Annotated in this window: 9 protein-coding genes; 3 read left to right on the top strand and 6 right to left on the bottom strand. The window is 68.7% G+C overall.

The genetic code is table 11. The features are described 5' to 3' along the window. The first annotated feature begins 42 nt into the window (after positions 1 to 42). Positions 43 to 1,449 carry an ATP-binding protein gene (locus ACFWP3_RS06575; protein WP_384216815.1) on the top strand — a complete coding sequence of 469 codons (1,407 nt, stop codon included), beginning with the start codon at positions 43 to 45 and terminating at the stop codon, positions 1,447 to 1,449. A gap of 1,228 nt (positions 1,450 to 2,677) precedes the next feature. Here the strand turns inward: ACFWP3_RS06575 and ACFWP3_RS06580 are convergent. The 6 genes from ACFWP3_RS06580 to ACFWP3_RS06605 all read right to left on the bottom strand — a co-directional run bounded on the left by ACFWP3_RS06580 (position 2,678) and on the right by ACFWP3_RS06605 (position 9,191). Continuing rightward, positions 2,678 to 2,965, bottom strand: a complete 288-nt coding sequence (locus ACFWP3_RS06580) for a hypothetical protein (protein ID WP_384216817.1) — start codon at positions 2,963 to 2,965, stop codon at positions 2,678 to 2,680. After that, entirely contained in the window at positions 2,962 to 3,345 is a 384-nt protein-coding gene (locus ACFWP3_RS06585; RefSeq protein WP_384216819.1) for a hypothetical protein, read from the bottom strand. The genes ACFWP3_RS06580 and ACFWP3_RS06585 overlap by 4 nt, the downstream gene beginning before the upstream one ends. 359 nt (positions 3,346 to 3,704) lie before the next feature. Continuing rightward, positions 3,705 to 4,784, bottom strand: a complete 1,080-nt coding sequence (locus ACFWP3_RS06590) for a hypothetical protein (protein ID WP_384216821.1) — start codon at positions 4,782 to 4,784, stop codon at positions 3,705 to 3,707. Between the two features lie 236 nt (positions 4,785 to 5,020). Beyond that, positions 5,021 to 7,012, bottom strand: coding sequence for a hypothetical protein (locus tag ACFWP3_RS06595; protein WP_384216823.1), 1,992 nt, complete (start codon positions 7,010 to 7,012; stop codon positions 5,021 to 5,023). Further along, positions 7,006 to 7,818 carry a toll/interleukin-1 receptor domain-containing protein gene (locus tag ACFWP3_RS06600; protein WP_384216825.1) on the bottom strand — a complete coding sequence of 271 codons (813 nt, stop codon included), beginning with the start codon at positions 7,816 to 7,818 and terminating at the stop codon, positions 7,006 to 7,008. Before ACFWP3_RS06600 ends, ACFWP3_RS06595 begins: the two co-directional genes overlap by 7 nt. Before the next feature lie 149 nt (positions 7,819 to 7,967). After that, on the bottom strand, positions 7,968 to 9,191 hold the full coding sequence (locus ACFWP3_RS06605) for a helix-turn-helix domain-containing protein (RefSeq protein WP_384216827.1): 1,224 nt from the start codon (positions 9,189 to 9,191) through the stop codon (positions 7,968 to 7,970). Positions 9,192 to 9,537: 346 nt separating this feature from the next. Here ACFWP3_RS06605 and ACFWP3_RS06610 point away from each other — a divergent pair, with 346 nt between their 5' ends. Together ACFWP3_RS06610 and ACFWP3_RS06615 are read left to right on the top strand one after the other, a co-directional pair. Beyond that, positions 9,538 to 10,011: a hypothetical protein gene (locus tag ACFWP3_RS06610; protein WP_384216829.1), complete on the top strand. Its 474-nt coding sequence runs from the start codon at positions 9,538 to 9,540 to the stop codon at positions 10,009 to 10,011. A 149-nt stretch (positions 10,012 to 10,160) separates the two neighbouring features. Next, the gene (locus ACFWP3_RS06615) at positions 10,161 to 13,991 is read left to right on the top strand and encodes a hypothetical protein (protein ID WP_384216830.1); all 3,831 of its coding nucleotides are present in this window, start codon (positions 10,161 to 10,163) and stop codon (positions 13,989 to 13,991) included. Positions 13,992 to 14,636: the final 645 nt, after the last annotated feature.

Raw genomic sequence — 14,636 nt, forward strand, 5'->3', positions numbered from 1 at the left:
CGATACTATCTCTGTCGATACTATTGCTTGCGGGAGGCTTATGTGCGGCGCTTCATCGGGCGGGATCGCGAGCTGAACGTGCTCGGCAACGCCTTGCGGTCGGTACGCGATGCCGTCGGGTCGGTGAAACCGGGGCAGTGCATCCTCATGCGCGGACGGCGGCGGGTCGGCAAGTCCAGCCTCGTCGAAGAATTCCTCCGACGCACCGAGGTGCCGTATCTGTTCTTCACCGCGGCGGGCGGCGCGGCGGAGGACGAGCTGACGGAGTTGCTCGACGCCGTCGCCAGATCCACCCTGCCCGAGCGGGAACTGTTCTCGGAGGAGACTCCAGAGCAGTGGAATGCGGCATTCAGGCTCCTCGCGGAGATCCTCCCCGACGACAGCCCGAGCGTGGTCGTCATGGACGAGGTTCCGTACCTGATGGATCGCATCGAGGCCTTCGAGGGCATGCTCCAGCGGGCATGGGACCGTCTGCTCAGCCGCAAACCCGTACTCCTCCTCCTGGTCGGGTCCGACCTGTCCATGATGGAGGCACTGAACAGCTACGACCGGCCCTTCCACCAGCGGGGCCGGGAGATGGTCGTGGGGCCGCTGAACCCGGCCGACATCGGCGAGATGCTCGGTCTCGAGCCGGCGGCCGCCTTCGACGCCGCCTTGATCACGGGCGGACTTCCGCTGATCTGCGCAGAGTGGCGGCCCGGGGCCGACGTCTGGGAGTTCCTCCGCGACTCGCTAGACAACCCGATCTCGGCACTGCTGGTCTCCGCCGAGCGGTCACTGGCCGCGGAGTTTCCACCACAGGCGATGAGCCGGGAAGTCCTACGGGCCATCGGAAGCGGGGAGAGAAGCTTCACCAACATCGCTCGCGCGGCGGGCGGTATCGCCCACACCACTCTCACCCGCGCCACTGATGTCCTGACCGAGAAACGGGTGGTGGCGGCCGAGCTGCCCCTCTCGCTGAGGCAGTCGAAGGAACGCCGCTACCGCGTGGCCGACCCCTACCTCCGCTTCTGGCTCGCGTTTCTGGATCCGCACATGGCGGAGATCGAGCGGATGCGGGGAGATCTCACGCTGGGCCGGATCCAGGAGCAGTGGACGAGCTGGCGGGGGCGTGCGATCGAGCCCCTCGTCCGGGAATCCCTCGCCCGCCTCCTGCCCGCCGCCCCCGCGATCGGCGGGTACTGGACCCGCAGCAACGACGTCGAAATCGACCTGGTGGGCGCCGACCGGCAGCCGGTGGCCAAGAAACTGATCTTTCTCGGTTCGGTCAAGTGGCTGGAGAACTCCTCGTTCGACAGCCACGACCTGGCGGCGCTGCAGAAGCACCGAGCCGCGATCACCGACGAGCCGGTACCGCTCGTGGCGGTCTCACGCAACGGGACCACCTGTTCCGGGCTCCAGGTGGCATACGGACCCGGAGAACTGCTCGGAGCCTGGCGCAGGGCGTGATCAGGGGCTGGACTCCTGTGGTTGCAGTCCTGGTTGCGTTCGCCTCCGTTCGGGGCCGTCCGGACGGAGCCCATCAGGACACTCCGCCCCAGGTCAGGAGGCCCACGCCCCCCTCCGGACGGCCAGACGAACATGTGGAAAGCGTGTTCGGGGCAACCCCTCACGAGTTCGAATCTCGTATCCCCCGCTTCGATTGAAGGCTCGGACCGATCTAAGGTCCGAGCCTTCGTCGTTTTCCGGCACAGGCCTCCGACGTCGCATGAGAACGGCGCTCCTCCTTGCTCAGCGAGCTCGTGGGTTCGTTCCGCTACCCCGCCCCCGAACGTTTCCGGAGAGGCATGGCCGAGCCCGGTTCCTTGATCCACCTGTGGTCCCTCAGAGCGACGCTGTACCGGGCGGTCGAGGATCGCACCCGTTCAGCGGGCCACAGCCGTGGGGGCGGCGTGCGCCCCACCACAGACCGGTGCGACCCGCCGCGCCGCGCCGCGCTGGGCCCGGTTGATCGACGGCCTACTCGTGAAGGACCCCGCCGAGTGGATGGTCGCGGACCGGGCCATATTCCTGCTGGACCGCGCCGCAGGGCAGGGGGCAGGAGCGGGGACGGGCAGCACCGGGAGCAGAAAGCTCCGACGGTCAGCCCACCCGACGGGAACGTGCATGAGTGCTCGCGAGCGCGGCCTTGGCAGCCGCCGCACGTTCCGGCCAAGGGGACGGGCCTCCCGCCACCGCGTGGAAGGGCGGGCGCCGTCGGCATACGCCTGATGGTCAACGGTCGCGGTGGTGGCCCTCACCGCCACCGCGACGGCGGGCGCCGTGCGGTCACCTGCTTCGACCTCACCAGGCCGACGGGCCTGCGGGTCGACGTCGTCACATTCGCCGACGTGGAACCGCTCCGGCACTGACGTGGAGACAGAGGAGGCCCAGACCCGCCGCGAGAACCCGGGCTACCAGCGGATACGGATGGACGAGACCACCTTCCGGGGACAGCGAGCGGGCGAGGTACTGGGAGTTCACGCAGGGGCCGCGTACGCGATTCCCGCGCGGCGGAACTGGCGTTCACCAGCACCGACGGGACCCAGTACGTAGTCTTCCTGTCCGCGCCGAGTGCCCAGTGGGACGAGTTCCGCCCCGCCTTCGATGTCGCCGTGAACGGGATCCGGCTGCCGGAGTAGTGGTGCGTGAGCCGGGGTGGTGCACGGCCCTCCGTGCACCACCCCGGCCCCCCTGCTCAGCACCAGGTGTCGGACCGACCACGCGCGATGCGCGCACCCGCTTCGAAGTCGTCGTAGTGCACGCGCACGTCCTGGATTCCGAGAGCCCGCATCAGATCCGTCAGCCGCACGACGTACCGACGCCCGGCTTTCCTTAATGGGCAAGGGAATTCACCGCTTCTCGCGCGCGCGTACGCTGTGCTCAGCCCCAGGCTCAGCGCGTCCGCCGCCATGCGCATCCCCACCTCCTCCGGAAGTCCGAACAGGGCGGAGAAGGCGACGGACTCATCACGATGGCGCTTCATCGGGCGGACCCCCGTATCCCGAACAGGCTCAACTGCTCGCTCACTGCGGCCTGGGCGCGAGGGCTGGCTCGGCGGCGACCACGCTGACGTACCTGGCGCACATGGTCCAGCAGGTCCAGTCGATACGCCAGCGACCCCAGCCGTTCGCCCTGTGCCTGCTGGGCGAGAGTCCTGGACATCCCGTCGACGCGTACGACTTCCTCGGCCGCCATCGTCAATGGATCGCGCCCTTCCGGCTCCCGTACCGTTCCCCACTCTCCCACCGGGGTCTCCTCCGGACTGCGGCGGCCCGTCCGCCACCCGGCGGCGAAGGCCTCGTCGACCAGGTGCTGCTCAGCGAGCGATGTGTCCGCCCGGCCAAGGGTTCGAACACCCTCCAACGTTCCTTGCAGCAACGCGGAGCACACGTCAGCGTGCTCGGCGCCGGTACGGCGGGAGAGCGAGTACGCCACTCCTCTCAAGCGGGGCGCGAGCAGCCACACAGCCACAAGCGTCCAACTCCGTCCGCTTTCAACCTCGTCCTGACGGATGTGGCCGGCAATGTGCCGCCAGTGAGCGGTCCGGTCAGGGTGGCCCGGTTCTGCTCGAAGGGCCTGGGACCGCAGATCGTCCAGCGAGGTGCCCGCTCGACCACAGTGCGGCTCCATGGGTACGTCCGAACCACTGCACAGCGGCTGCCCCTGGGCGTACCGCTGCTCCACGGACCTGCAGATGCGGGTGAAGACATCGGGGGACGGGGTCATCGCGCACCCCCGGGCCAGTCCGGGCCGGGGTCGCTCTGCGCCCATGCGTCGGGGCCGAAATGCCTCGAGAAAGAGCCTGCTTCGGCGGCCGTGCCTTCCGGTGCCGTCGGCCGACCCCCGGTGCTCGACGGTTCCGCCGCGTCGCCCGGGTGGCCGGCCGCGTCTCCGCCGTGCGGCGGCCGGGAGGCGGGTGGGGCCGGCGGGGAATCCTCCGTACCGGTCTCCGAGGGGTCGGCAGGGGGACGTCCGTCCTCGTGGTCGGCCCGACGCATATGCCTGCGGATGTTCTCCGCGGCCTCCGGCCGGCCCGCCGCGTCCGACGTACGCGCGAGGCGGTCCAGGAACACCCTGGTCTCGTCCGACCCTTCGGTGAACCCCTCGCTGTCCAGCCAGGCGGCCAGGAGATCGGCGGGAGGTTCCTGTCTCGCTGCCGGACGGATCGGGCCATGGACCGGCGAGGTCTGCCCACCACCCGGCTCCGGGTGGTCGAATCCGCTCATCGGCTCCCCTTCCACTGGTTTCCAGCGGCTCCGGAACAGATCCCGGTACTCTTCGGGGATCTCCTCGTCATTGGCGGCGGCGGACAGGACCGTCAGAGGAGCGATCATGTCCACCGCACGCTCGATCTGGTCGTCGTGGCGGGCCATCCACCAGACCACCGCGTTGCCGGGACTCCGCAGAACGTCTTCCCCCAGGTACTCTCGGAGGTTGCGCTCGTGCTGCCGCCGGCTCTCCCAGCTGCCCATGGCCTTGCGCAGCCCGTCCAGCTCTTCCAGGTGCTCCCGGTCCCTGGGCCGCAGGACCAGCCGGATGTCCGTGGCGAAGGCCTCCACCAGCTCCGAACCGTCGAGGATCGGTGTTCCCAGCACCCCCTCCAGCGAACGTTCCAGGAACGTGCACCGGCCGGGGTTCTCCGTCAGCGTCACGCTCTCCACACGTTGCAGGACGGACGTCGCGGCCAGGGCGGCCGGGTTGCCGTGTGAAGAGGGGGCGAACCTCCCCGCGGGCCGCCACCAGACGGAGGCGGAGAACAGGAAGGGGCAGTCCTCAACGGCACTCTGGACGGGAACCACCACGATCGACGTCTCCTGGTAGGGGACTTCAGCCGGAGGCTCGGGAACAGACTCGTCCAGGTCTGGAGCCGTGGGATGCGTGCCCTCCGCACGCGACACCCGCATATCGATCAACAGAGCACCGGCGATGAGCGCAGACAGGAGGAACCACACCCAAAGCGGACAGCCAAGCGCGACTCCCACCGCCAGGGTTGCGGCAACGACTCCGCCAGACATGAGGCGCGTGATGTGTTGGGGACTCATGGTCCTTCCCTTGTCCCTTGCGAACCCGAAGCCGAGGCGAGGTCTCCGACTCCTTGCGCAAGGTCGATTTCCCGGCAGAACCGGTCTGCGGTCTGCAAACGGTCGTCGCGCTGGGCCCGCAATCCCTCAGGCGTGTCGGCGGGCTCCGACTCAGCCCAGTCGCGCGTCATCACATAGAGCTGGTTCAACAGGTCCCGGTCTCCGTAGGCGGCCAGGAGCAACGCGTTCAGGACCTCCTCCCCCACCCGCCGCAGCGTCAGGGCAGCGAGCCAGCGCTGCACCGATGGGGACCAGGCGCGCGCCGGCTTCCCCGCCATCACGGCCCGCCAGGCGAAGACGAATGCCTGCCAGGGCGGGTGGACGCGGAGTTCAGCAGGGTCGAGCAGCGCCAGAAGTACCTCCAGCCCGCCGTCCGCCGGTCTCGCCCGTGGCAGAAGGCGGTGCACCAGCCGCCCGTACAGCCGCCGGTTGCCGCGCGCCAGCTCCAGGAGAGCGGAGCGGGCCGCCGCCTTGATGTCCTCGGGGTTCTCCTGCCGCAGGGCGAGATGCCTGAGCCGGACCACAGCCTGCTCCGGATGGGTGACGGCCATCACCTGCCGGCACACGACCGTCAACACTCGTGCGAGATCGGGTGCTATGCGCGCCATCGTCACCCACTGGAAGACGTGCGAGCGGAACCGCGACCCGTACCGTTCGTGGCTGAGGCCCAGTTCGAGCGCCGCCGCGGCCTCGGCCCGCAACCTGCCCTCTGCCGAGGGGTGGGTCCATTTCTCGATGAGCAGATGCAGGTCATCGGGTCGATCGATCCGCAGGACCTGCTCCGCGAAGCGGGCGACCAGACGCGCGCGGTCCTCCGCCCCGAGGCCAGGAAGCTGCATGCATTCGCCCACCCAGTCCCGGAAGTCTGAGCGGAGTTCGGGGAAGTTCTCCCAGAAGTGCCTTCTGACCGCGTCGTCGTAAGCGAGCCTGACGAACCGCACCCGCCCGTCGTCCTCCCGGGCAAGGGACAACTCCTCGAACTGCTCACTCAGACCCGCCCGGGCCAGTTTGGGCGTTTCGTCCGGAGGGTGTCCCAGGACGCCGAGAAGGCTGTGCGCGGTGCTCAGCACCGTGTCCGCGGGTCCGCCACTCGTCATGCTTGCCGCGAGCAGCAGTGCTCGTTCCTCCGCGCCTCGGTGCTGCCGCAGGTCTCCGGCCACCTGCTGCGACCAGTTGGTCGCGGCGGCCATCGCCTCGTCCCTCCAGTGCTCGAAATTCGTGCCACGGCCGGCCCGGTCCCGGGCCTGGACCACCAGGCCCGCCAAGCGGTCCAACTCCCGCATGGGAGCGGTCTCGAACAGATGGGGCAGGTCACCGTGGTCCAGTTGCTCGTACTCGAACCTCACGCCCCGCACCCTCAGGTGCCGGCTGAAGGCCGCCCGCCCATGCGGCCGTTCGAGGTGCACCGCCAAAGGGGCGAGTTCCGCATCGAGCATCCATTCCAGACCCGACGGAGCCACGGCGACCAGCCGGGCACCGCTCTCCTCGACCAGCGCTCGATAAAACATGAGCGTGCGCTGAGCAGCCGGGTAGTCGCTGTCGCCGATGCTCGACATGTCCAGCAGATAGCGGTCGTCGGATGACGGGTCGAAGGGCTCCTCCTCCCTGACGATTGGCAGTTCCTCGATGCGGCTGCCCGGCACCGACGCCTCCACCAACAGCATGGTCGCCGCGGAGCGCCGGCCGATTCCGGGCGGTCCTTCCAGGAGCACCACCGCACCGGGCCGCACCAGCCGGTCGGTCGCCCGGGCGTATCCGCCCGGCCATACGAAGCACTTGGCGAGCCGCTTCCGGTGCTCGCGTACGATCTCCAGCCGATCAACGCCGGCCCTGACCAGGGGTTCTCGCAGGCCGATCGAGTAGTAGTAGGCGTTGTTCTGGTCACCGTCACCGCTGTGCACCGGTCCCTGCGGGTCGCTGATCGACGTACCGCCCGTGCCGGTCAACATTCCTCGTCCACAGGCCGCCCATTTCGGCCTGTCCTTTGCCGGACTTCCCCATGGTTCTCGCCCACGTACTGCACGTTGCCTCCGTCGCCGGAGTTACGCGGGCCCAGGTACTGCTCACGCGCCTGATACAGGTGCCCGCTCCCGGTGTGGACCGGGCCCTGGGGCTCGCTGACGAAGGTTCCGGAGAAGTCCCCGTTGAGATTGCCGATCCCCCCGCGCTGGCGGTGCTTGATCACCCTGGCCTGCGTCCGGGCGTCTCCGGCCCCGTCCCTGTCGGTGCCGAGGTCGTCGGCCAATGTTGCCGAACGGGTTCGGTAGCCGTTGCTCCGCGCGGCGGCTCCCAGTTCGGGCAGCAGCTCCACGAGGTCGTCTACCAGCCCCGTCAGGTCGGCATCCGCGTTGCGGTGGCTGAGCCGCCGGTACTGGCAGGAGGCCAGGGCCTCGATGTCGCCGGGAAGGTCGTCGGGGCGCAGCCTCTTCGCGCCACCAACCAGCAGAGGGATGGCCACGGCCCCGGTCTCGAGCGCTTCCCTGATCTCCCTCCGGGTCCAGTCGTCCTCATCCTCCAGAGGACTCCGGCCGCCGGGACCTCCCGGCTGCAGCCAGCGGGGCCCAATGACGGCCAATAGCACGCTGCTGCGCCGGACCGCGGTGAGCAATTCCTGGGGGAACCGGCTTCCCAGCCGGATGGACTTGCTCGCCCGGAAGACATTGTCATTGCCGAACACCCTGGACAGTTCTCTTTCCACAAGTGTGGCGGTAGCTTCCTCGTCGCTGGTCCGGTAATTCACAAAGATGAGAGGCATGCAGAATTCCGTTTCTGTGCGATGTTCCCATTTGCGACGGAAGGACGAAATGATGTCGATGGGATACCAAAGACCCGGAGGGCCGGATCCGGAGACGAAAAGCGGCCTAATTACTGTGCGGCCAAGACTTCTGTGACCGGAAACAGCCCTCAGCGGCCGACGCCGAGTACGTTGGCGAGTGCGGGACGGAGCGCGCGCACCGCCGGGTTTCCACGGAACCGGGACCATTCACGATCCAGCCGACGCAAGTCCGTACGGACGGTGGCCGAGTAAACGACGCTCATGAAGGCCAGCGGTTCGCGGGCCGTTTCGCACGACCGCTCGATCTCACCCGATGCGGCGAGCGCCAGAGCATGCCGGAGGCCGTACCGCGCACGAGTATTTAGCGCGTGGGGTGCAATGCGCCGGCACTGGCGCTCCAGCACGTCGGCAGCCTGCCGGGGGCAACCCAGGTCGTAGAGGCACCACCCTTCCACCATCGAGACCGGGTCCTTGAGCTGGGTGGTGCCGAGCACCGGGCCGACCGATGGGTCCACGTCAGCTGCCAAGAGATCGCGCGCCCGTTCCAGCGCTCTTCCGCAGGCCCTTTCGTCACCCGCGAGGGCATGGCCCTGGGCCTCGCGCTGGGCCGCCAGACCTCTGACTCTGGGCGGCGCGGCGCTGCGCTGAGCCTGTCGGGCGAGTGCAATCGTCCGGAGAGCGTCCCCGTCGTAGTAGGTGACGAGCGCGCGGCGGACCAGCGCATAGTCCGCCAGATCCGTGTCCCCACCGGCCTGCGCCAGCTCCACCGCCTCGGCCGTGGCGCGCAGTGCGGTGGTCTCGTCCCCGTTCTCCTGGGCCATCCACCCGATGTACTCGGCGAAGCGGGATGCGGTGATGAACAGGCCGGCCCGGGAGGGTCCGGTGGTGCGGGAGGCCAGCGTCGTGACGGTGGAGGCCTGTGAGCGGAGAACGGGCAGCATCGCGGCGGGTGCCAGGTTCTGGCCCAACCTCTTCATCTGGTGCAGTTGCTCCTGGAAGAGGGCGCCCGGCGGTAGGTCCTGGTCGCCGACATGACCGGCCCCACCCCCGTCCGCCATGCGGGCGGCGAGAAGCGAGCCCACTCCTGTGGCGATCACCCGGCGCCGCGCGGGCCTCGGCCTGCTTACGGCCGATTGAACCTCCGCGGAGAACAGTCGGCGTAACCGTCCGCCGGCATTGAAGTAGGCGTCACAGCACTGGGCCAGATTCATCGCGGGAGGATTCACACCCCGCTCGATCTTGGAGAGATGCCCGGTGCTATAGGTCGTGACTTCCGCCAGCTGCTTGAGCGTCATTCCCGCGTCCTCACGCAGCCGACGCAGCTCCGCACCGAAACGTAACGGGACGTCCATACCCCCACCTTTCCCATACTTGTACAGCCGAATTGCCCATCGGTCGCCTTCTGAAGGAGATTCTGGCATGGTCGCGCATCGTTCAGCCGGCTAAAGCAAAGTTTCATGTTTCCTCCTTCTGCTCGGGCACGGGAACCCGGGGCGCAGCCCATGACCCCGTGCTGTGACCGCAGCCCGGTATCAGGCGCTCGACGTGCAAGGATCCCTCTGACTCCGATTCCGCACCCCGGCCCTCAGGAGATGCGACATATCGGGTTCCAGATCGCATGGTTTCCGCGATCACCCCTGCCGACCGCATCGGATGACTATCGTGTCGACGAGCCGAAGACCGAGCGGGAGGGGCCAGGTGTTACCGGAAGCACTGAGCAGCATCGCGGCAGAGGCCGGGGTGGCCGTGGTGGAGACGGCCGGGACCGGTCACTGGACGCTCTTCGGGGAACAGGTGGCCTGCTGGCTCGCCCGGGGCGGGCAGGCCGAGCGGGCCGACCTCGCCCGCCTGGCCGAGACCGAGGAGGCTCTGCGCTCGGCCGTCGACTCCTCGTCCCGGGCTGTCGCCGCCCGCCACGCGATGGTCTGGCAAGGCCGCTTCACCGACGTGCTGGAGCAACTGAGCGCCGATGAACGCCACGCTGCGGCAGCACACCTCCAGCGTCTCGTGCGCGACCACGTCGCCGTCGCCGCCCCGGCGGCCGCTGCCCCCGGCGTCATCGCCGGGGAGAACGTGCGGCTCCAGGCCGACCGCGGGTCGCTCGTGGTGGGCGTGGCGAACGGGGACGTGCACTTCACTTCCCCTTTCCGCCCGGGTCCGGCACTGGGCTGAACGGACCGGGTGACTCAGGCCCACCCTCCTCCGAACGGATCACGCGGGCGGCGCCGCTCCCCGCCGGAGACGGGACCGCACCATGCGCCCGAGCGGACCTCGTACAGGCATCCGACCACGGCTTCGCCGTCGGCTGCTGGAACCAGTACGTGTTCCTCGAAGCACCGCAGACAACAGGCAGCGCGCCGCACGGCCCCCACGCAGCTGACGCCACCCGAGAGGCCGTCCATGCCGCCCGGCAGCGCTTCCTGCGGCGCGGCAGAAGCATCCGCCCTCCGTTCGGACTGGCCGCACGGCCCCACGCACAGGAACTGCTGGACCGTCTGGTCGCGGAGGACGGGCCGGCCACCGTCGTCTGTGAAGGCCCCGCGGGAATGGGGAAGTCCGCCGTCGTCGAGGAGGTCATCGGCCTGGTGGCCAACCGGGGATGGCCGGTCCTGCCCTTCCGGATGGACGAGGTGGAGGCAGACGACCGGACCGCACAGGCAGTGGGCTCACGACTGAGGCTCCCCGACTCCCCCGCCGCGCTGATCGCCCAGGTGGCGCAGGGCGGTCCCGCTCTGCTGGTCGTGGACCAGCTCGATGCGGTGAGCAGCTACAGCGGGCGCATCCCGGAGGTCTTCGAAGCCGTCGACGAGATGCTGGAGGCGTTGGCCAACTCACCGAACGTCAAGGTCGTGCTGGTGGCGCGGACGGTCGATGTCGAGAAAGACCCAAGGCTCACAAGCCTGGTCGACCAGAAAGACATGGTCGAGCGGTTCGTGCTGGGGCTGCTGGACGACCAGGCCGTTCGCGCAGTACTCGAGCAGAGCGGCACACCTCCGGAGGAACTCGACACGGAGACCCTGGCCCTGTTGCGGACACCCCTGCACCTCGCCGTCTTCAGCAGATTGACGAAGGGGGCGCGGGCAACGGCCTATCGGAGCCTGCAAGATCTCTACGATCAGTACACAGACGACAAGCGGCGTGAGGTGGAGCGGTTGCTCCCCCGGGCGGTCTGGCCGGCCATCACCCAGCATCTGGTCGAGGAGATGAGCCGACGCGAGACCGTCACCGTTCCTTACGCGCTCCTGGACCAATTCGCCAGAACCGACCTGGCGGTGCTCTCCTCGGCCGGAATCCTTCTCCACGCGGAGAACGGCCGTATCGGGTTCTTCCACGAGACGTACTTCGACTATCTCTTCGCCCGCTCCTTCGTCCTGGCGGGCCACGACCTCCATGACTTCCTCGCGACAAGCGGACAGGCCCTGTTCCGCCGGGCCCAGACCCGTCAAATCCTGGAACATCTGCGGGACACTGACCGCACGGCCTTCCGGCAAACTGCGGTTCGCCTGCTCACCTCGGACCTTGTCCGGCCGCATCTGCGGTTCGTGGTCGTGGCCGTACTCGAACAGCTCGACGCCACCAGCGAGGACTGGGCCGCGCTGGAACCCCTTGCCTGGGGAGAGGATGTGACCTCGGGCAACCTGCGCCGCCTGCTGGCCCTGCCCTCCTGGTTCGAGGCGGCCGACACCGGAAGGTGGGAAAGGTGGCTCGCCACACCCGAAGCGGTACCGCTGGTCCTCCCTCAACTGGAGTGGGGCACCCCACACCATTCGGCGCGCATAACGGAACTCCTCGAGCCGTATCTGGATGCCGGGCGTCCGTGGCGGCAGCGCCTCCTCTCCTGGGTCCAGTCACGGCCCTCGGTGCACACCCTCGGGCTGATCCTCGCTCTCATCGACCGTGGTGACTTCGATGTCGGGCCCGACGAGCCCTCCGACACCAAGGCGGACTTCTGGTCCCTGTTCGAACAGCTCGCCCAGGAGGACGTAGGTGTCGCACTCCAGGTGCTGGGAACCTTTCTCACCCGCGGGTTACAGCAAGCCGCCGCAGCGGGTCACGGCGACCCCTTCGCCTCCGGCCATCTGCCCATTCACACAGGCTCCAGAGCGGGCACGCTCGTCACCGAGGCGGCCGAGGCGGCCCCCGCGGCAGCGCTCGAACACGTCCTGCCGTTCGTCATCGCGGTCGCGAAGTCCAGCCACGCGGCCCTCTCCGACGTCTCCCTTCTACGCCCCCGGTGGGCGCTTCCCCCTTCTGAGCTCCAACCCGACCTTGACGAAGCCCTGTACTGGACGGCTCACGAGGCCCTGCGGACCCTGGCCCAGCAGGACCCCTCCTCCGTCACCGAGGCCGTAGAGGCCCTGACGGCGGTGGACGGTGGTCGGGCCCTGCGCTTCCTTGCCTGCCGGACCTACACAGTCTGGAACCGCCCGGACGAAGCGCTCGCCTGGCTGATGAGCGACCCCGAGCACTTGCGTATCGGCTGGGCGGACAGTGCGTACTGGGCTTCACGTGAACTCATCGTCGCGACGACGCAGCGGTGCGAGGACACCACTCTGGAGCGGCTCGTCCAGCTTCTACTCGACCACTTTCCCCGCTGGGAGCGGCTCCCCGAGGGCCGTCGCCTTTTCGGGCGAGCGCAGTACGTGCTCCTTGGCGCGGTCGACGAGAAGCGCCGCAGCGCTGCTGTGGAGAGGCGCCTCGGCGAGTTGGAACGAAAGTTCGGGCAGCATCCTCCCATCGGGCCTCGGAGACAAGAGGCCCATTGGGTGGGTTCTCCGGTGCCCGGCTCCGCAGGTGAGCACATGACAGATGACCAGTGGCTGCGTGCGCTGAGGAAGTACGACACGGAACAGACCAACTGGGAAGGCGACATCCCGACAGGCGGAGCGACCGAGCTGGCTTCCATGCTGCGTGCCGTAGCCGGGCAGGAGCCACAACGGTTCGTTCGGCTGGCGCTCACCTTCGACGAGACCGTTCCGGCTCCTGCCTTCGCAGCCGTGATCGACGGGGTTGCGGGGAAGACCGACGCCGATGCCCTGCTCCGGCTCTGTTCCCATGCTCGTCGTCTCATGGGGAAGAGTTTCGCCAGAACCATCTGCGGGGCCATAGAAACCGCTGCCTCGGATGTCGTAGGGCACGCCGCCCTCGTCGACCTGTTGACCGACTGTGTCGCGGACCCGGATCCCGCCGGCGAGGCGGCGCGATCCGGTGCCGACCCAGGGCTGGACCCCTACGGCGGGGACCTCCTGACCGCAGGGTTGAACTCCGTACGAGGGCAGGCCGCGCTCGCCATCGGCGCTCTGCTCAGGGCGTCGGACACGGTTGCCCAGGAACTCATCCCCCTACTCGGAAGACTCGCGGTGGACCCGATCATGGCGGTCCGCGTCTGCGCGGCGGAGGCGGTGGCCGCTCTGCTGCGCTACGCCCCGGAGACCGCCCTAGACCTGGCGGAAAGCCTCTTCACCGACACACGCGTCGAGGTTCACGAGGCCCGGACCACCCACTGGCTGCTCACCTGGAGCCTGATCCGCGACACCCGGCGCTTCGCACCGGAACTCCTCCGGGCCCTCTGCGGCCCGGAGGAAGCTGCCCGGTACGCCGGAGCGACTTGGGCGGTCCTGAGCATGCAGGGGCGGTTGATCCCCGGCCTGCCCACCGACCCGGCCGGGCTCGCGACGGCGGCACGCGAGGGCGCCGCCGAGATGGCCGCCGGGGACCCCGCATATGGCGCATCGCTGCTCCAAAGGATGTTCCATGACAGCGATGCGGCGGTACGCTCAGCGGCAGCACGCGCGATGACCGACGTGATGTCGCTGTCGCCCGCTGCCGCGGACGGTCTCATCGGCGCCTTCCTCGGCAGCCCCGCCCTTATGGAGCACCCCGACACGCTGGCCCGTGCCCTCGCCAAATCGGCCGCGCGGCTGCCTTCCCGAGCGATCGAGGCATGCCAGGCGTTGGCAGCGGTATCCGAGCGCAACAGCAGAGAGGGTCGACGCGGATACGCGCTGATCCAACGGTATCTGATCGAGGCGGTGCTCCGCCTGTACCGGCAGGGGGATGCGGAGGTCCGCGCGCAGTGCCTCGACATCATCGACGTCCTCTATAGCACCGGTGCCCACGGACTGACCGCCGCGCTCTCGGGCGAGCGCTGAAGCTCTCCGTGATTCTGGGAAGCCTCAGGCGTCGAACAAAGCGTGTTGGGGGCAACCCCTCACGAGTTCGAATCTCGTATCCTCCGCCAGTGCCTCACCGGGCACTTGAAGGCCCCGACCGGGAAACCGGCCGGGGCCTTCTGCGTTCCGCGGTAGCAGTTCCACCCTACGAACCCACCGACCTGAGCCTGGCGGAGGTCCGTCAGGCGTCACAGGCCATCGCCGCGATGTGGCCGTGGCAGCACGTCAGCCGAGAACACCAGGCATGGGCCGATCTCCCGGGGCAGGCAGCCCAGGGCCGCCGCTGCCGCCGCGCCGGCGCTGGGCGGACATGAGGGCAAGCATGAACCTCCTGTGGGCTGACCGAGGCCCCTGGCGGGGCGGGCATCGCTCGTGAACAGCCTTCTCCTCCTGCGCGTCAGGTCTCCCCCTGCCGAAGAAGGTGGTCTCGTCGTCGGCCTCCGGCTCCGGCGTTGTGGGCAGGGACTCCCACCGACCGGTCAGCACTCCACGCCCCGCAGTCGGTGCGAGGCACGCACATGTGCGGCCGACCCGGCCGCCACCTCGGCTCGGACGAAGACCGGCATGCTGTCCCCCATCGCGCCGGCTTCGCCCCACCACCGACGACTTCGTCGGCGCGCTCGC

The organism is Streptomyces sp. NPDC058525 (assembly GCF_042719495.1).
GTDB lineage: Bacteria > Actinomycetota > Actinomycetes > Streptomycetales > Streptomycetaceae > Streptomyces.

What these genes read in the sequence shown, in the direction of transcription:
- ACFWP3_RS06580 (WP_384216817.1), bottom strand. Translation starts at nt 2,965, where the DNA reads ATGAAGCGCCATCGTGATGAGTCCGTCGCCTTCTCCGCCCTGTTCGGA.
- ACFWP3_RS06595 (WP_384216823.1), bottom strand. Translation starts at nt 7,012, where the DNA reads ATGTTGACCGGCACGGGCGGTACGTCGATCAGCGACCCGCAGGGACCG.
- ACFWP3_RS06600 (WP_384216825.1), bottom strand. Translation starts at nt 7,818, where the DNA reads ATGCCTCTCATCTTTGTGAATTACCGGACCAGCGACGAGGAAGCTACC.
- ACFWP3_RS06605 (WP_384216827.1), bottom strand. Translation starts at nt 9,191, where the DNA reads ATGGACGTCCCGTTACGTTTCGGTGCGGAGCTGCGTCGGCTGCGTGAG.